At 73.2% G+C, this 15,396-nt stretch carries 16 protein-coding genes; 6 read left to right on the forward strand and 10 right to left on the reverse strand.

Annotated features, from left to right (window positions below; genetic code table 11):
- Positions 1-38: 38 nt before the first annotated feature.
- Complete coding sequence (locus ACWDRB_RS09070) at positions 39-1,187, forward strand: epoxide hydrolase family protein (protein ID WP_449892564.1); 1,149 nt, start codon at positions 39-41, stop codon at positions 1,185-1,187.
- Here the strand turns inward: ACWDRB_RS09070 and ACWDRB_RS09075 are convergent.
- Both ACWDRB_RS09075 and ACWDRB_RS09080 read right to left on the reverse strand, forming a co-directional pair.
- Complete coding sequence (locus ACWDRB_RS09075; protein ID WP_449892565.1) at positions 1,184-1,840, reverse strand: potassium channel family protein; 657 nt, start codon at positions 1,838-1,840, stop codon at positions 1,184-1,186. The genes ACWDRB_RS09070 and ACWDRB_RS09075 overlap by 4 nt on opposite strands.
- Positions 1,833-3,173, reverse strand: coding sequence for a TrkH family potassium uptake protein (locus ACWDRB_RS09080; protein WP_449892857.1), 1,341 nt, complete (start codon positions 3,171-3,173; stop codon positions 1,833-1,835). The genes ACWDRB_RS09075 and ACWDRB_RS09080 overlap by 8 nt, the downstream gene beginning before the upstream one ends.
- A gap of 224 nt (positions 3,174-3,397) precedes the next feature.
- On the opposite strand from ACWDRB_RS09080, the gene ACWDRB_RS09085 reads away from it, so the two are divergent.
- The 4 genes from ACWDRB_RS09085 (at position 3,398) to ACWDRB_RS09100 (ending at position 6,447) form a co-directional block, all read left to right on the forward strand.
- Positions 3,398-3,841: a CBS domain-containing protein gene (locus ACWDRB_RS09085; RefSeq protein ID WP_350727734.1), complete on the forward strand. Its 444-nt coding sequence runs from the start codon at positions 3,398-3,400 to the stop codon at positions 3,839-3,841.
- A 26-nt stretch (positions 3,842-3,867) separates the two neighbouring features.
- The gene (locus ACWDRB_RS09090; protein WP_397366751.1) at positions 3,868-4,467 is read left to right on the forward strand and encodes a TetR/AcrR family transcriptional regulator; all 600 of its coding nucleotides are present in this window, start codon (positions 3,868-3,870) and stop codon (positions 4,465-4,467) included.
- Between the two features lie 109 nt (positions 4,468-4,576).
- A complete protein-coding gene (locus ACWDRB_RS09095; protein ID WP_449892566.1) occupies positions 4,577-6,010 on the forward strand; it encodes an MFS transporter in 1,434 nt (477 codons plus the stop codon).
- Between the two features lie 86 nt (positions 6,011-6,096).
- A complete protein-coding gene (locus ACWDRB_RS09100; protein WP_363974675.1) occupies positions 6,097-6,447 on the forward strand; it encodes an STAS domain-containing protein in 351 nt (116 codons plus the stop codon).
- Between the two features lie 49 nt (positions 6,448-6,496).
- Here ACWDRB_RS09100 and ACWDRB_RS09105 read toward each other — a convergent pair whose 3' ends face one another.
- From ACWDRB_RS09105 to ACWDRB_RS09125, 5 genes are all read right to left on the reverse strand, one after another.
- The gene (locus ACWDRB_RS09105; RefSeq protein WP_449892567.1) at positions 6,497-9,049 is read right to left on the reverse strand and encodes a CHAT domain-containing protein; all 2,553 of its coding nucleotides are present in this window, start codon (positions 9,047-9,049) and stop codon (positions 6,497-6,499) included.
- Positions 9,050-9,104: 55 nt separating this feature from the next.
- Positions 9,105-9,608, reverse strand: a complete 504-nt coding sequence (locus tag ACWDRB_RS09110; RefSeq protein WP_355195705.1) for a hypothetical protein — start codon at positions 9,606-9,608, stop codon at positions 9,105-9,107.
- Positions 9,605-10,210, reverse strand: coding sequence for an RNA polymerase sigma factor (locus ACWDRB_RS09115; RefSeq protein ID WP_449892568.1), 606 nt, complete (start codon positions 10,208-10,210; stop codon positions 9,605-9,607). Before ACWDRB_RS09115 ends, ACWDRB_RS09110 begins: the two co-directional genes overlap by 4 nt.
- Positions 10,210-11,805: a S8 family peptidase gene (locus tag ACWDRB_RS09120; RefSeq protein WP_449892570.1), complete on the reverse strand. Its 1,596-nt coding sequence runs from the start codon at positions 11,803-11,805 to the stop codon at positions 10,210-10,212. The genes ACWDRB_RS09115 and ACWDRB_RS09120 overlap by 1 nt, the downstream gene beginning before the upstream one ends.
- 79 nt (positions 11,806-11,884) lie before the next feature.
- Complete coding sequence (locus ACWDRB_RS09125) at positions 11,885-12,622, reverse strand: phytanoyl-CoA dioxygenase family protein (RefSeq protein WP_449892571.1); 738 nt, start codon at positions 12,620-12,622, stop codon at positions 11,885-11,887.
- 102 nt (positions 12,623-12,724) lie between these two features.
- On the opposite strand from ACWDRB_RS09125, the gene ACWDRB_RS09130 reads away from it, so the two are divergent.
- Complete coding sequence (locus tag ACWDRB_RS09130) at positions 12,725-13,201, forward strand: MarR family winged helix-turn-helix transcriptional regulator (RefSeq protein ID WP_355195699.1); 477 nt, start codon at positions 12,725-12,727, stop codon at positions 13,199-13,201.
- On the opposite strand, the gene ACWDRB_RS09135 is transcribed toward ACWDRB_RS09130, so the two are convergent.
- From ACWDRB_RS09135 to ACWDRB_RS09145, 3 genes are all read right to left on the reverse strand, one after another.
- Positions 13,161-14,312, reverse strand: a complete 1,152-nt coding sequence (locus ACWDRB_RS09135) for an MFS transporter (protein WP_449892572.1) — start codon at positions 14,310-14,312, stop codon at positions 13,161-13,163. The genes ACWDRB_RS09130 and ACWDRB_RS09135 overlap by 41 nt on opposite strands.
- 84 nt (positions 14,313-14,396) lie before the next feature.
- The gene (locus ACWDRB_RS09140; RefSeq protein WP_449892573.1) at positions 14,397-14,975 is read right to left on the reverse strand and encodes a TetR/AcrR family transcriptional regulator; all 579 of its coding nucleotides are present in this window, start codon (positions 14,973-14,975) and stop codon (positions 14,397-14,399) included.
- Positions 14,976-15,023: 48 nt separating this feature from the next.
- Positions 15,024-15,395 carry a hypothetical protein gene (locus ACWDRB_RS09145; RefSeq protein WP_449892574.1) on the reverse strand — a complete coding sequence of 124 codons (372 nt, stop codon included), beginning with the start codon at positions 15,393-15,395 and terminating at the stop codon, positions 15,024-15,026.
- Between the last annotated feature and the right edge of the window lies 1 nt (position 15,396).

Consider the following 15,396-nt stretch of genomic DNA (forward strand, 5'->3'; position numbering starts at 1 on the left):
GCCAGAACCTGTCACCAATCCCTCCTACTGTCGCAGACATGACGAACAACGGCATCGCCCCCTATCGCATCGACATCCCGCAGGCCGACCTCGACGACCTGCGCGAGCGCCTCCGGCGTACGCGCTGGGCCCCCGAGCTGCCCGGCACCGGCTGGGAGCGCGGCGTGCCCACCGGCTACCTGCGCGACCTGGCCGCGTACTGGGCCGACGGCTTCGACTGGCGCGCCCAGGAGGCGGCGCTGAACGCGTACCCGCAGTTCACGACCACGGTCGGCGGCGCGGACGTGCACTTCCTGCACGTCCGCTCCGCCGAGCCGGACGCCACCCCGCTGCTGCTCCTGCACGGCTGGCCCGGCTCGGTCGTCGAGTTCCTCGACGTCATCGGCCCGCTCACCGACCCGGTCGCGCACGGCGGCGCCGCCGAGGACGCCTTCCACCTGGTCATCCCGTCGCTGCCCGGCTACGGCTTCTCCGGCCCGCTGCCCGGCGCCGGCTGGACGGACGGCCGCACGGCGGCCGCGCTCGTGGAGCTGATGTCCCGGATCGGGTACGAGCGGTACGGCGTCCAGGGCGGCGACGTGAGCGCCTTCATCGCTCCCCTGATGGGCCGGGCCGCGCCTGCCCACGTCATCGGCGTGCACGTCAACGGGCTGCTCACCTTCCCCGACCCGGCCGTGATGGGCTCGCTGAACGAGGCCGAGCAGGCACGGATGGCCGGGATGCGGGAGTGGCAGGACAAGCTCGGGGCGTACATGCAGCTGCACGGCACCCGGCCGCAGACCATCGCCGCCGCGCTGCACGACTCGCCGGCCGGGCAGCTCGCCTGGATCGTGGAGAAGTTCAAGGACTGGACGGATCCCGAGGCGAAGCTGCCCGAGGACGCCGTGGACCGCGACCGGATCCTCACCGACGTCAGCATCTACTGGTTCACGCAGACGGCGGGGTCGACGGCGCACACGTACTACGAGCGCTTCAACGACTTCAGCGCGTGGGCGCCCAAGGAGCGGGGCACGGTGCCCACCGCGGCGGCCGTCTTCCCGACGGACTTCTCGGTGCGCCCGCTGGCCGATCGGGTGCACAACGTGGTGCGCTGGACGGAGTTCGGCCGCGGGGGCCACTTCGCGGCGCTGGAGACCCCGGACCTGCTGGTGACAGACCTGCGCGACTTCTTCGGCCGGCTCCGTTAGGGCAGCTCGGCGAAGCGCTCGACCTGCTCGGTCCGGCCGGAGACGAGGACGACGTCGCCGTAGGACAGCTCGGTCTCGGCGGTGGCGTAGGTGAACTCCTCGCCCGGCGCCTTGACCGCCACGATGGTGACGCCGTACTTGCGGCGCAGGTTGGAGCGGCCGAGCGGGACGCCGACGTATTCCTTGGGCGGGGTGGTCTTGGCCAGCGCGAAGTCCTCGTCCACCTGCATGTAGTCGAGCATGCGCCCGCTCACCAGGTGGGCCACCCGCTCGCCCATGTCGTGCTCGGGGAAGACGACGTGGTGGGCGCCGATGCGGCTCAGGATCCGGCCGTGCTGGGTGCTGATCGCCTTGGCCCAGATGTCGTTGATCTCCAGCTCGACCAGCAGCGACGTGGTGAGGATGCTGGCCTCGATGTCGCTGCCGACGCCCACCACCGCCTGGTAGAAGTCGGCCACGCCGAGCTGGCGCAGCGCCTCCAGGTCGGTGGCGTCCGCGGTCGCGATCTGCGTGATCCGCCCGGCCAGGCTCTGCGTGACCTTGGGCCGGTGGTCGATGGCCAGGACCTCGGTGCCGCGCCGGGTCAGCTCCAGCGCCAGCGACGTGCCGAACCGGCCGAGGCCGATGACCACGACGGGGTTGTTGTCAGCCAACGATGACTCGCTCCTCGGGTAGCTCGTAATGTCGGGAGCGCTGGTTGAGCGCCAGCGCGGAGCCCATGGTGAGCGGGCCGATCCTGCCGATGAACATCAGCACCGTCAGCAGCAGGTGACCGGCCACGCCCAGGCTCGGGGTGATGCCGGTGCTCAGCCCCGCCGTGCCGAACGCCGCGACCACCTCGAACAGCACCTGGTCCAGGCCGTGCGGGGTGAGCGCGAGCAGCACGTACGTGGACGCGGCGACCAGCGTGACGCCCAGCACCGTGATCGTGACGGCCTGGCGCTGCGTGGCCTCGGGGAGCCTGCGATGGCCGATGTTGACCCGGCTCTCGCCGCGCACCTCGGCCCAGACGACGAACGCCAGCAGCCCGAACGTGGTCACCTTGAGCCCGCCCGCCGTGCCCGCGCTGCCGCCGCCGATGAACATCAGCACGTCGGTGGCCAGCCAGCTCGACGGGTACATCTGGGAGATGTCCAGGGTGTTGAACCCGGCCGAGCGCGGCATGACCGCGGCGAAGAACGCGGCCAGCAGCTTGCCGGGATCGTCGAGCGCGCCCAGCGTGCGGGGGTTGCGCCACTCGGTCATCAGGAAGACCAGGGTGCCCAGCACCAGCAGGGTGACGCTCACGCCCACGGTGACCCGGGTCAGCACGCTCCACTTGCGCGGGTGGCGCCAGGAGCGAGCCAGCTCGAACACCACGGGGAAGCCGAGCCCGCCGACGATGACCGCGAGCGCGATGGTCAGGCAGATCCACGGGTCGGCGACGAACCGCATGAGGTTGTCCGGCCAGAGCGCGAACCCGGCGTTGTTGAAGGCCGTGACCGAGTGGAAGGCGCCCAGGTAGGCGGCCCGGCCCAGCGGCTCGCCGTACCCGATGGCGAACCGGGCGGTGAGGACGACGGCGGCGACGACCTCGCACACGAGGCTGAACAGGACCACCTTGCGCACGACGCGGCGCACGTCGCTCATGCTCAGCGTCTTGGTCTCCGCCTGCGCCGCGATCCTGGCCCGCAGCCCGAGCCGGCCGGAGACGAGCAGGGTGAACAGGGTGGCCATCGTCATGATCCCCAGCCCGCCCACCTGCACGAGCCCCGCGATCACCACCTCCCCGAACACCGACCAGTGCGACTCGGTGTCCACGATCACCAGCCCGGTGACGCAGACGGCCGAGGTGGCGGTGAACAGGGCCACGACCCAGTCGGCGGGCGCGCGCTCGGTGGTGGCGATCGGGAGGGTCAGCAGCACGGTGCCGATCCCGATGGCCAGCACGAACCCGGCGGCCACGACCTGCGCCGGGTGCCGGAAACGGGTCAAGAACGACGGCATCATGCTCATCACCTGGCCCCGCCACACAGGTCACGCATCGAGAGCGCCTCCCCCGTCGAACCCCAGTCGAAATCCGAGCCGACCAGACTTCCCGGCGCACCGCGCACTACCGTAACAGGCCCGGGTGACGCCGGCGCACTTACGCGTCCTTGACGCGAACCCCACGCGTCCTTGACGACCCGACGGAGGCGGGGGCGACGTAGGGTGGGCGCCGGAGGCCACTGATGCGCGCACGCGATCTCGCCGTCGACTTCCCGACGGTCACCCTGGACACCCCGGCGCTGGAAGCCGCGAAGCTCCTGGCGGAGCAGGACCTGCCGGGGCTCATCCTCGTCGACCCCGACGGGCGCCCCCTCAGCATCCTGCCCGGCACCCAGGTGCTGCGGCTGGCGGTGCCCGCCTACTGCCAGGACGACCCGGCGCTGGCCCGGGTGGTGGACGAGGCCCACGCCGACCTGTTCCTGCGGCGGCTCGGGGGCAGGACCGTGCGGGAGTGCCTGCCCGAGCAGCCGAAGGAGCTGCCGGTCGCCGACCTGAAGGCGACCGTGCTGGAGCTGGCGGCGTTGATGGCGCGGACGCGCAGCCCGCTGGTCGCCGTGGTCGACGGGGGCCGGCTGGTGGGGGCGGTCACGCTGCAGTCGCTGCTGGACCACGTCCTGGAGCTGTGACCCGCGCGGCGTCGTAGGCTGGTCGCATGGCCAAGACCGCGGCACGACAGCCCGTACCCGCCCGGCGCGCGGACGCCGAGCGCAACATCGCCGCGATCCTCGAAGCCGGCACCAGGTTGCTCAGCGCCGACCCCACGGCCAGCGTGGCGGACGTCGCCAAGGCCGCCGGGGTGGGCAGGGTGACGCTGTACGGCCACTTCCCGTCGCGGGAGGCGCTCGTGGACGCGGTGCTCGACCACGCGGTCGAGGTGGCGGACGCGGTGCTGGCGGACGACTCGCTCGACACGGCCCCCGCGCCCGAGGCCATGGCGCGGCTGCTGCGCTCGTCGTGGGAGGTGCTCGACCGGCACCGCCGGCTGTTCCTGGCCGCCGACCGGGTGCTGGCCACGGAGCGGATCAGGGAGCACCACGAAAGACCGCTGCGGCGGGTGGAGCGGCTCATCGTGCGCGGGCAGCGCACGGGCGAGTTCCGTACGGACCTGCCGTCGGGGTGGCTGGTGACGACGTTCTTCTCGATCATCCACGCCGCCGCGCAGGAGCGTGAGGCGGGGCGGCTCGCGCCCGAGGAGGTCGAGCTGGTGCTGACCAGGACGATGCTCTCGCTGCTCGCCCCCACCCGGCCGTAACCCTACCGGCCCTGACCGCGGGCTCTCGCGGCCCTTCAGCATGCCCTACCCACGTATGGTTCATGCGTGCTAACTTGAACATCAGTGTTCAAGTTAAGGAGGGTATCCGATGAGCCTTGATACGGCTCCCGCCGGGCGGCGCACCGGCGGATGGGGTGTGCTGGTGCTGCTGTGCCTGGCCCAGTTCATGCTGATCGTGGACATCACGGTCGTACAGGTGGCCTTGCCGACCATCGGCGTGGACCTCGGGCTCGACCGCGAGTCCCTCACCTGGGTCGTGACCACGTACACGCTCTGCTTCGGCGGGCTGATGGTGCTCGGCGGGCGGCTCGCGGACGCGCTGGGCGCCCGCCGCACGCTCCTGGCGGGCCTGGGGCTGTTCACGGCGGCCTCGCTGCTGTGCGGGCTGGCCGGCAGCGGCGCCGCGCTCATCGCCGGACGGGCGCTGCAGGGGGTCGGCGCGTCGCTGCTCTCCCCCGCCGCGCTGGCCGTGATCACCACCACCTTCACGGGTGAGCGGCGCGGCCGGGCGCTCGGCGTCTGGGCGGCCATCGGCGGCACCGGGGCGGCCCTGGGCGTGCTGGTCGGCGGCGTGCTGACCGCCGGGCCGGGGTGGTCGTGGGTGTTCTTCGTCAACGTCCCGATCGGGCTGGTGGTGCTGGCGGCCGTGCCCGCCCTGGTGCCGCCCGCGCGCGGGCGGGGCGAGCGGGTCGACGTGCCCGGCGCGCTGGTGGTCACGCTGGCGACGGCGCTGCTGATCTACGGGCTGGTGACGGCGGGCGACGCCGGCTGGGGCGCGGCGGGCACGGTGCTGCCGCTGGCCGGGTCGGTGCTGCTGTACGTCCTGTTCGTGGTGGTCGAGCGGTCGGTACGGTCACCGCTGATGCGCGCCGAGACCCTGGCCAGGCGGCCGGTGATCTCGGGGACGTTCGTCATGCTGATGGCGACGGGGCTGATGCTGGGGCTGTTCTTCCTCAGCTCGCTCTACCTCCAGCACGTGCTGAGGTTCAGCGCGCTGGCGACGGGCCTGCTCTTCCTGCCCGTGGCGATCGCGATCACCATAGGGGCGCAGCTCGGCGGGCATCTCATCGGCAGGATCGGCGGGCGGCCGGTGGCGGTGGCGTCCTTCGTGCTGACCGCGGCGGGGGCGGCGCTGATGACGCGCATCTCACCGGACGCGAGCGCGTACACCACGCTGCTGCCGGGCTTCGTCCTGGCGGCGCTGGGCATCGGGCCGGCGTTCGTGACGGCCACCACGACGACCATGGCGAACATCCCGCCCGGCGAGAACGGCGTGGCGTCCGGCGTCATCAACACCTTCCACGAGCTCGGCGGCTCGATCGGCGTGGCCGCCGTCTCGACGGTCGCCGCGTCGAGCCTCGCGCCCGGCTCGGCGGGAGGCGTCGGAGGTTTCGTCGCGGGGCTCACGCTGTGCGCCGTCGTCGCGGTGGTCGCGGCGGCCGTCTCGCTGGGGCTGGTGCCGCCGGGCCGACCGGCCGCGGCGTTCGTCGGCCACGGCCACGGTCACGGTCACGGTCACTGAAGAAAACCGGGATATCGCCAACGTCTCCGGCGCATTATCCTTCATTGATGGTCAACTTAAGCCGGGCGAGAGCGGTGAAGGCATAGATGCCGCGACTGAGGCTGGCGCACCAGCAACTGCCCGGCGTGACCGTGATCGCCGTGATCGGTGAGATGGACGCCGCCAACCGCGCCCAGCTCGAGGCGTACATCGCGCAGGTCCAGCCGGCGCCCGCGGGGAGGCTGGTGTTCGACCTGTCGGAGGTGCCGTTCATGGACAGCTCGGGTCTGCACGTGCTGCTGACCTGCGCCACCAACTGCCTCAAGGACGGCGGCGCGGTCCACCTGGCCGCCGTCCAGCGCATGCCTGCCCGGCTCTTCGAGTTGACCGGCGTCATCGCCCACGTGCCCGTGCACGACACGGTCGAGGGCGCCATCACCGCCGCCCTGGCCTCCTAGGAACGCTCCATCCGGGCGGGCTCCGGCCGCCCGGCCGAACCTCTTGTGATCAGCCGGCGCCGAAGCACATGAAAGTGGCGGCGGGCTCCCCCGCCGACGCGGCCGCCAGCGCGTCGGCCGGGGCCGCGCCCTCGGCCACGCCCCGGTGGTAGGCCGTCATGACCGCCTCGGCGACGTGGTCCGGCACCCGGGTGGGGCTGGAGATGACGGTGGACGTGCCCAGATGGAGCAGCGCCGCGGTGAAGCCGAGCAGCTCGTCCCCCGCCCGCACCACCGCCTGGCCCACGTCGCACGCCGACAGGACGACGTGCCCGGGGGCCCTGCCGAGCCGCTGCAGGTCGTACGCCATGAGCGGCCCGTCGGCCAGGTCCAGGCGGGAGAAGAACACGTTCTCGCGCTCGTGGTGTCCGTGCGCGGCGAAATGGGCGAGGGACGCGCCGTCCAGCGCCTCCAGCGTGGCCGACACGGTGGCCGGCCCGCCGCTGAGCCGGCGCGCCTTGGGGTGCACGGCCGCGAGCCGCTCGACCTCCGTCTCGGCGTGGTCCAGGCCGGGCCCGGCGACCAGGACGGGCGGGCCGTCAGGCCCGTACGGCGCCCGCCCGCGCCCGGCCGACAGCCACACCAGCGCGGACGGCGCCACCACCAGGGGCCGGCCGCGCAGGTCGGGCAGCAGGCCCCAGGGCACGGCGGACAGGCCCATCGTCGGGATGACGACGATCCCCCGCGCGCCGGACAACACCTGGCGCAGGGGCGCCATGACCGCGTCGGTGATGGTCGCCAGCTGCCGCCGGACGGACGCCTCGATCACCTCTCTCAGCGCGGGCCGCAGGGTGCGCCCGGCCTGCGCGTTGAGGTCTCCGGCGAGCCGGCGGGCGGCCTCGGCGACCGGTTCGTACGCGCTGAGCTCGTACAGGTGGCACCGGCCGCGCACGAGCACCAGCGCCAGCAGCCTGCCCCCGACGTTGAGCAGGCTGACCATGGCATCGTCGCCGGCCGCCAGCGCCTCCTCGACCGCGCCGACGGGGGCGGGGGCCAGGCCGGGGCCGACGCCGGGGAGCTGCCAGCCGCGTTCCCTGATCACCTGCTCCAGCTCCAGGCAGCGCCTGCGCAGCCCGGGCCGCCGGCGTCCCGCGGCCTCGTCGGCGCGCATCCGCTCGGCGAGCTGGCGCAGCTCGGCCAGCGCCTCGGCGGTCGCGGGATCCTCGGGGGCGCGCGTCGGCCGGTGGCGGAACGCCTGCGCCCGGCACCGCTCCGACCAGGCGAACACCTGCCTGGCCGACCCGCCGGCCAGCGCCGTGGTGAGCCCGTACGCGGCCAGGTCCGCGCCGAGCGCGGCCACGCCGGTCAGCAGGTCGAGGCTGCCCAGCCGGCCGCGGTGCGAGTGCACGAGCGCCAGCCCGGCCCGCACCCAGCGCAGCGCCGGGCCCCGCTCCCCGTGCGCGCCCGCCAGCTCGGCGGCGGCGAGATGCCGCATCAGCCGCACCTCCAACGACGCCCTCCGCGACCCCGCACCACCTCCCGACGCGGCGGCTGTTGCGTCGGAGAGACGGCCGGCGGCGATCAGGGCCCTGACCGAGACCAGCCGGGCCAGCTCGGCGTCGTCCGCCATGTCGAACGCCGCGAACCCCGCCGACAGCTCCGCCGCCCGCCTGGCCACCCGCCCCGCCGCGCCCGCCTCCTCGCCGCGCAGGCGCATGAGTGCCGCGCGCAGCGCCCACGCCGTGCTCCCCCGGCGCCTGAAGTGCGTCTCCGCCCGCCGCGCCCGGGCGCGCGCCTCGGCGAACCGGCCCGCGTCCAGCGCGCACTGGGCCCGGGCCAGCTCGGCCTCGGCGTAGTCCTGCATCAGGCGCTGCCTGCGGAACCCGTCGATGGCCCGGTCGAGCACGCGCCCCGCCTCGTCCGTCAGGCCGACCGCCAGCAGCGCCCTGGCGCGGTCGAGCGCGAGCACCGGGCGGAAGCCGGGGTTGACGTCCTCGTAGAGCCGGTCCACGCGGGCGAACACGGCCAGCGCCGCCGGCACGTCGCCGAGCAGCAGGTCGCAGTAGCCGTCGTTGTGCAGGGCCTTGGCGGCGATCACCTCGTGCCCGTGGGCGTGCGCGAGCTGCGCGCTGCGGCGCGCGTCGTCCCTGGCCAGGCGGATCCGGCCGGCCATGAGGTGGATGACCGACCGGTTGAGCAGCACCCTGGCCAGCTCGACCCGGTCGCCGTCGGCGAGCAGGGGCGCGGCGATGTCCAGCTCCCGGAGCGCCTCGGTGCCGGCGCCCATGCGCAGGTGCATCAGGCCGCGCTGGGCGTGCACGATGGCCAGCTCGGCCGGTGGCGCGCGGCGCTGGGCCCGGTCGAGCAGCTCCATCCCGAGCTCGGTCCGCCCTTGCTCGGCCTCGGCGTGCGCGAGGCTGGTGAGCACCCGGGCGACCAGGCCGTCAGACCCGCCGCGGTCCTCGGCCGCAGGTCCGCCGTCGGACGCCGATCCGCCGTCGGTCGCCGGTCCGCCTTCGGGCGCGGATTCGAGCAGGGCGAGGGCTCGGCGGAGTCTGCGGGCGGCCAGGGCCGGGCGGCCGTTGTCGGTCGCCTCGACGCTGAGCCGGTGCAGGCGTTCCACTCGCTCCCGGAGCGACGCTGCACGCCCGCTGTCCCGCAATCGCGCCTCGCGGTGGTCAGAGAATGAGTGAGGGCGTCACCGCCAGTATCGTCGCCCGCGCCGGATCGTCCAGTCCCTGGCGCACCACGAGTTGCGACAGGCCACGCGGCACCGCGTCCAGGACGAAGCGGCCCTGGTCGTCGGCCCTGACCGTGCGCGGGCCCTCGCCGGTGCGCAGCTCGACCAGGTGGTCGCCCGGCGGCGCGAGCCAGCCGTCCACGCGGACGGCGTCCTCGTCCCGCGCGGTCACGCTGATCATGATCGTGAGGACCTCGCTGTCGAAGGTGATCGTACGGCTGTCCTCGCCGCCCCGGACGCCCGCCGGCAGCGGGGCTTCCTCCTGCGGGCGGAGGATCTCGAAGTCCAGCTCGGGGGATTCGAGGGCCAGGGCGAACTGCAGGCGTTCGACCAGCGTGGCGGGGACCGGGTCGACGGTGCGGTAGACGTCGGCGATGTCCTCGATGAGGAGCTGGTCCTCGGCGGTGAAGGGGGGAGGGTCGGTCCCGTCGGCCGTGTTCATCGGGGGCTCCAATCGGGGTCCTTCGCGAGCAGGCGGCGTAGCTTCGCGAAGCACCGGCCGCGCGTGGGTCCGATGCTGCCCATCGGCATGCCCAGAGCGGCGGCCACGGCGTCGTAGTGCGGACGAGGCACGAAGGCGATGATCCTGAGCAGCTCGGCGCACCGTTGGGGCAGGCTCTCGACGGCCTGCCAGAGCGCGCGCCGCCGTTCGTCGTGCACGAGGAGCTCGTCCGGCGTCAGCACGGGGTCGGGCAGCTCCTCGAACGCGTCGTCGCCCGGCAGGTCGTCCTTGCGCGAGGAGGCGCTGACCCGCCACGCCTCGCGCCGGGCGGTGGTGACGAGCCATTCGATCAGCGCGCCCGGCGCCGAGATGGTGTGCAGGTGGCGCAGCAGGATCAACCAGGTCGTCTGGACGACGTCCTCGGCCGCCTGCGGACTGAGGCCCTGGTTCCTGGCGGTGTGCCAGAGCACGGGCGTGAGCTCGGCGACGATGGCGTCCAGCGCGCCGCTCTTGCCCTCCCTGGCCTCAACCAGCAGGGCGGCCAGCCGGTCGCGGCGCCGGCCGGGAGCGGGCGCGCTTTCGAGTGCGGGGTCGCCGGTCATCAGATGGGGACGATTTCCGGCCGTACGGCCTTGTCGTCGACCATCGCGTCGACGACCTGCCTGGCCCGCTGGACGGGATCGACGCCGACCTGGCCGAGGGTCTTGGTGAGCTCGGCGGCGATGGTGCCGGCGACGATCGGGGCGGCGAACGACGTACCGCTCCAGCCGCAGAACGGCCCCACGGCGTCGCAGTCGAGCGAGGCGCGCTCGCCCGTGGTGAGCATCGCGTTCTGGGCGCCCCTGAACTTCGGCGGGAACGTGCTGACCACCATCGCGCCCGGAGCGCGCCACCGGACGGCGGGGTGCTCGTTGCTGAAGATGGCGATCGTGCCGTCGGGGTTCTTGGCGGCGACGCCCAGCATCGGTGCCAGCGGCGGGCCGGGCACGGCCGTCTCGGACAGCGCGGCGAGGTAGAACGGCCTGGTCGTGGCGTAGTTGCCGGCGGCGTTGACCACGATGACGCCGCGTGCCCGCAGCTGGTTGACCTTGTCGAACAGCGCCTGCATGGCCGGGTCGCCCGCCTCGGAGAAGCCGCCGAAGGAGCAGCACAGCACGTCCACGGCGGTGCCGGCGGCCATGAGCGCCAGCAGCCGGTCGAGCGCCGCGTGCACGGCCTCGAGGGGGACCACGCCGTCGCTGTGCATGACCTTGTACATGAGCACGCGGGCGTCCGGCGCGATCTGCGCGATGAGGCCGGCGAGCATGAGGCCGTGCCCGGTGTGGGAGTTCAGTACGCCGATGAGCGGGTTGGGCAGCTCGCCGAGGTCCTCGTAGCCGATGAGCTTGGCGACGTCGCGGCCCTGGTAGGCGGGGTGGGAGTCCTCGATGAGCTGCTGCCCGGCCGGATCGACGGTGAGGAAGGCGTCGGGGTCGGTCACCGGCCTGAACCAGGGATGCTCCGTCACGCCGGTGTCCAGCGTGACCACCGTGATCCTGCGCCCGCCGAGCTGGGCGAGCGACCTGCGGCGCGGCGGCCCGGCCACCACGGTCACGGGCACGCGCCCGTACCCCGGCCGGGCGCTCGTCTGCGGCTCCTCGATCACGGCGTGGCCGCTGGTGGCGGGCTCGCCGCCCAGGCTGAGCGAGCCGATGCCGCTCGTGGCCGAGCCCACGAACAGGTGGTCCAGCGAGATCGTGGCGAGCACCGCCTTGAACGGCCACCCGTCGGACTCGGCGCGCAGCGCCCTGCGCACGACGCGGAGGGCGCGCCAGGCGTCGACATCGATGTCGTGCGCCTCCTTCTGGATCTCCAGCACGCCGGGCAGCCAGACGGTCTCGCGCCCGTAATCCCGCTCGCGGGCGCGCCTGACGCTGACCGGCGACAGCTCCAGCCGGATCCCGGACAGCGCCCGGTTGATCCAGGAGACCACCTCGTCGGAGCGGAGCGCCTGCCCGGGAAAGAGCAGCACGTCCGAACGGTAGACCGTGGAGTCGGGGCGGCGCTCGCCCGGGTCGAGGGGGACGCCCCAGGGGTCGAGGATCCTGGCGCCGTGCCGGTCCAGGACCTCGCGGGGAAGCGTGATGCCCTGCCAGGGCGGCCCGAATCGTTCGGAGCCGCCCGATGTAGCTGGTTCGCGGATGTAGTCGATGCTCATCTCACCGTCTCCGTTCTTCCCTCTGTGGCGTACGAGAGCGGCGCCCCCGCCTCGATACGAGAGGTCGATAACGGAATGGTCACGATCCCGTCGGGTCGATCCCGCGGAGCATCATGCCCTGGCCCCGGGAGCGGTGGACGTCGTCGGCGGGCTGGTCCTCGGGGTCGCGGTACTGGATGAGCAGGGTCGTACGCGCCTCTTCCGCCCGGTTGACCCCGGACCCGTGCACGGTGAGATAGCTGAGGAACAGCACGTCCCCGGCCTCCGCCTCGACCGGGATCGCGGCCTCCAGCGGCCACTCCGCGAGCGGCAGGTGCCACCCGCCCGCCTCGAGGTGCGGCAGCGGCCCGTACCGGTGGCTGCCCGGCACCACGCGCACACACCCCTTCTCCTCGGGCGCGGCGTCGAAGTGGAAGATCGCCGCGCCCATGGTGTGGCGGGTGTGCGGGAAGTGCGCGGCGTCCTGGTGCATGGGGAACGGCGAGCCCTTCTCGGCGGGCTTGACGAAGATCTTGGTGTGGTGGAGCTGCACGTTCTCCGAGCCCATCAGGGCCGCGGCGACGTCGGTGAAGCGCGGATCCACCATGAGCCGGGCGAAGGCGGCCGAGTGGAACTGCGCGTCGTGGCAGTGCCGCAGCTCGGTCCCCGCCCCGCCGATCTCCCGCGCGCTCCCCCACGTGGGGTCCGTCGGGCGCAGCCGCCCGAGCACCGCGTGACACTCCTCCCGGTACGCCCGCGCCTCCGCCGCGCCGAGCAGCCCTTTGACCAGCAGGTAGCCGTTGTCCTGGTAGAACCGCACCATCGCCGAATCGGTCATCGCACTCTCCCGCGCGTCCGCCCCGTGCCGTCCCTCCGAGTGATTCCCACTCCCGCGGGTGCGCTCGCAGCCGTGGCCGCGCGGGTGCGGGAGACTGGTGGGGTGACCACCGAGAACGCCGATCGCCCCGGTCCGCCCGTGACCAGCCCCTCGATCGTCCTGCTCACGCTGGCCCGCCGCATCGAGACCGAGCTGGCCGCCGCCCTGGCCCCGCTCGACCTCACGGTCAGCCGGCTGGGCCTGCTCGGTCACATATCCGGAGTGCCCGGGGTGTCGTTCAGCGAGCTGGCGCGGATGTCGGGGACGACGGTCCAGAGCGTGCACACCGCGGTGAAGGCGCTGGTCGCGGCGGGGCTGGCGCGCGACAGCACGGCCCGCGCCGGGTCGGCGTCGACGATCGAGCTGACGCCCGAGGGCGCGCGCCTGCTCGAGGCGGCCACAGGCGCGGTGTCCCGGGTGGACGACCTGCTGTTCGGGCCGGAGGCCGACCCGATCCAGCGCCAGATCGCCGACGCCGTCCACGCCGCCTTCGCGGGGGTCAGGCCGGTACGCGGGAGCGACGCCAGGCGTACGAGCTGACCGCGATGCCCGCCACCGTGACCACGGCGGCCACGACGTAGAGGGAGCGCAGCCCGAGCCCGCCGTCGATGACGCGCCCGCCGAGCCAGGCGGCGAACGCGGCGGCCAGCTGGTAGGCGGAGGCGTTCACCGCCATCGCCAGGGTGGGCGCCGCCGAGGCGGTGGCCAGCACGCGCGCCTGCATGCCGGGGATGACCGCGAACCCCGCCGCGCCCAGCACGAACACCATGACCGCCGTCACCGCCGTGCTGCCGCTCCCGGCCCACATGAGGACGAGCACCGCCGCGAGCACGCCCAGCAGCCCGAGCTGCGCGGCCATCGGCGCCCGGTCCGACAGCCGGCCGCCGAGGAGGTTGCCCACGGCCGCGCCCACCCCGTACACCAGCAGCAGGACCGCCACCGCGCCGCCGGCGAAGCCGGTGACGTCCGTGACCAGGGGCGCGAAGAAGGTGAACACCATGAGCAGCCCCGCGTTGCCCACGGCCGTGACCGCGATGGCGAGCCGCACGTCCCGGTCGCGGAAGACGCGCAGCTCGCTCACGGCCGAGCCCCCGCCGGACGGCTCGCGCACGTCCGGCACCAGCCGCGCGACCAGCGCGAACCCGGCCGCGCAGCACGCCGCGACCACCAGGAACGTGGCCCGCCAGCCGTGGGCGTTCCCGATGAACGTGCCGATCGGCGCGCCCAGGATCATCGACAGGTTCATGCCGAAGACGAGCTTGGAGACGGTGGACGCCTGCTTGCCCGGCGCGGCGGTGGAGACCGCGATGACGATCGCGTTGGCGAAGAACGTGGACGTCACCAGCGACGTGACGACCCTGGCCGCGAAGAGCACGCCGTACGCGGGGGCGAGCGCGGAGGCCAGGTTCCCGGCGATCGTGATCCCGAGCAGCACCAGGATGAGCCGCTTGCGCGGGAAGCGGGCGGTGAGGGCCGTCAGCACGGGCCCGCCGACGATCATCCCGATGGCGTACGCCGTCACCAGCAGCCCGGCGGCCGGGATCGAGACGGCCAGGTCGGTGGCGATGCCCGGGAGGATGCCGGCGATGACGAACTCGCCGGTCGTTATCCCGAACACGCACCACATCAGCGACGGCACACTGAGCCTCATCGATCTTCGCTCTCTTTCTTTACAGATCAGTACAGAACTAGGGCGGCAAAAAGGCCGCGGCTCCATGAACCGCGGCCGGGGCTGCTACAGGGCGGCGACGGCCCCGTCGACGACGTCGAGGAGGGCGGCCCGGTCGTCGGTGACCTTGGCGAGCACGCGCAGGCCGTAGTAGGCGCTCTGGAACGCCCGCGCCACCTGCCGCGGCGGCCGGTCCGACGACAGCTCGCCAGTGCTCTGGCCGATCTCGACCAGCCGTTGAAGCGCCTGCTCCAGGTCGGCGAACTGCCGCCGCACCAGCCCTGCGACCGCCTCGGTGCGCCCGCCGGCCTCGGTGGCGGCGTTGAGCGCCAGGCAGCCGCGCCGGCCCGGGTCCGCCATGTCGGCGTCGATCACGCCGAGCATGAGGTCCCTGAGCCGCGCGCGCACCGACCCGGGCTCGGCCAGCATCGCCAGCTGCGCCTCGGCCTTGGTCTCGGCGTAGCGGCGGATCGCCTCCTCGTAGAGGCGGTGCTTGCTGCCGAAGGCGTTGTAGAGGCTGCCGCGGCCGAGCCCGGTGCGCTCGCACAGGTCCTGGGTGGAGGTCGCCTCGTACCCCTTCTCCCAGAAGACCTCCATCGCGGCGTCGACGACCGCCCGATCACTGAACTCCCGTGGCCTGCCCATGGGAGGAGGCTACCGGATTTTGTACAGACCAGTAAAGAACCGTCCGGGCTAGGGCGTGGTGGCGCAGAACTCGCCGCTCAGGGTGCTGACGCGCATGCATACCTCGTCTCCGCTGACCAGCACCACAGCGGGCCGGAAGTCCCCTTCGAGCGCCGTGCCGGAGGTGGACGTCGTGAGAGAGCCGGGGGTCAGGACATCGTTCACAATGAAGGTGAAGACGGCCGTGGCCGGCGCGGGCTGGATCTCGAACCAGTAGAAGCGGTCGCCGGGCACCCCGCGGACTTCCTGGCAGACAGGCGTTTCCGGCAGGCAGGTGATCGCCGCCTGAGCCGGAGGCGATCCCCCGAGCGAGAGGATCCCGGCGGCCACCGATACGGCGAGGGCGCGGAGCATGTTCGTCACCTTTTCTTCAGAGATCATC

Source organism: Nonomuraea sp. NPDC003707 (assembly GCF_053587055.1).

Bases quoted from the DNA above. Each gene is read 5' to 3' on its own strand.
- ACWDRB_RS09090 (WP_397366751.1), top strand. From the start codon at position 3,868: ATGGCCAAGACCGCGGCACGACAGCCCGTACCCGCCCGGCGCGCGGAC.
- ACWDRB_RS09070 (WP_449892564.1), top strand. From the start codon at position 39: ATGACGAACAACGGCATCGCCCCCTATCGCATCGACATCCCGCAGGCC.
- ACWDRB_RS09140 (WP_449892573.1), bottom strand. From the start codon at position 14,975: ATGGGCAGGCCACGGGAGTTCAGTGATCGGGCGGTCGTCGACGCCGCG.
- ACWDRB_RS09085 (WP_350727734.1), top strand. From the start codon at position 3,398: ATGCGCGCACGCGATCTCGCCGTCGACTTCCCGACGGTCACCCTGGAC.
- ACWDRB_RS09095 (WP_449892566.1), top strand. From the start codon at position 4,577: ATGAGCCTTGATACGGCTCCCGCCGGGCGGCGCACCGGCGGATGGGGT.
- ACWDRB_RS09115 (WP_449892568.1), bottom strand. From the start codon at position 10,210: ATGACCGGCGACCCCGCACTCGAAAGCGCGCCCGCTCCCGGCCGGCGC.
- ACWDRB_RS09080 (WP_449892857.1), bottom strand. From the start codon at position 3,173: ATGCCGTCGTTCTTGACCCGTTTCCGGCACCCGGCGCAGGTCGTGGCC.
- ACWDRB_RS09120 (WP_449892570.1), bottom strand. From the start codon at position 11,805: ATGAGCATCGACTACATCCGCGAACCAGCTACATCGGGCGGCTCCGAA.
- ACWDRB_RS09135 (WP_449892572.1), bottom strand. From the start codon at position 14,312: ATGAGGCTCAGTGTGCCGTCGCTGATGTGGTGCGTGTTCGGGATAACG.
- ACWDRB_RS09145 (WP_449892574.1), bottom strand. From the start codon at position 15,395: ATGATCTCTGAAGAAAAGGTGACGAACATGCTCCGCGCCCTCGCCGTA.
- ACWDRB_RS09110 (WP_355195705.1), bottom strand. From the start codon at position 9,608: ATGAACACGGCCGACGGGACCGACCCTCCCCCCTTCACCGCCGAGGAC.
- ACWDRB_RS09100 (WP_363974675.1), top strand. From the start codon at position 6,097: ATGCCGCGACTGAGGCTGGCGCACCAGCAACTGCCCGGCGTGACCGTG.
- ACWDRB_RS09125 (WP_449892571.1), bottom strand. From the start codon at position 12,622: ATGACCGATTCGGCGATGGTGCGGTTCTACCAGGACAACGGCTACCTG.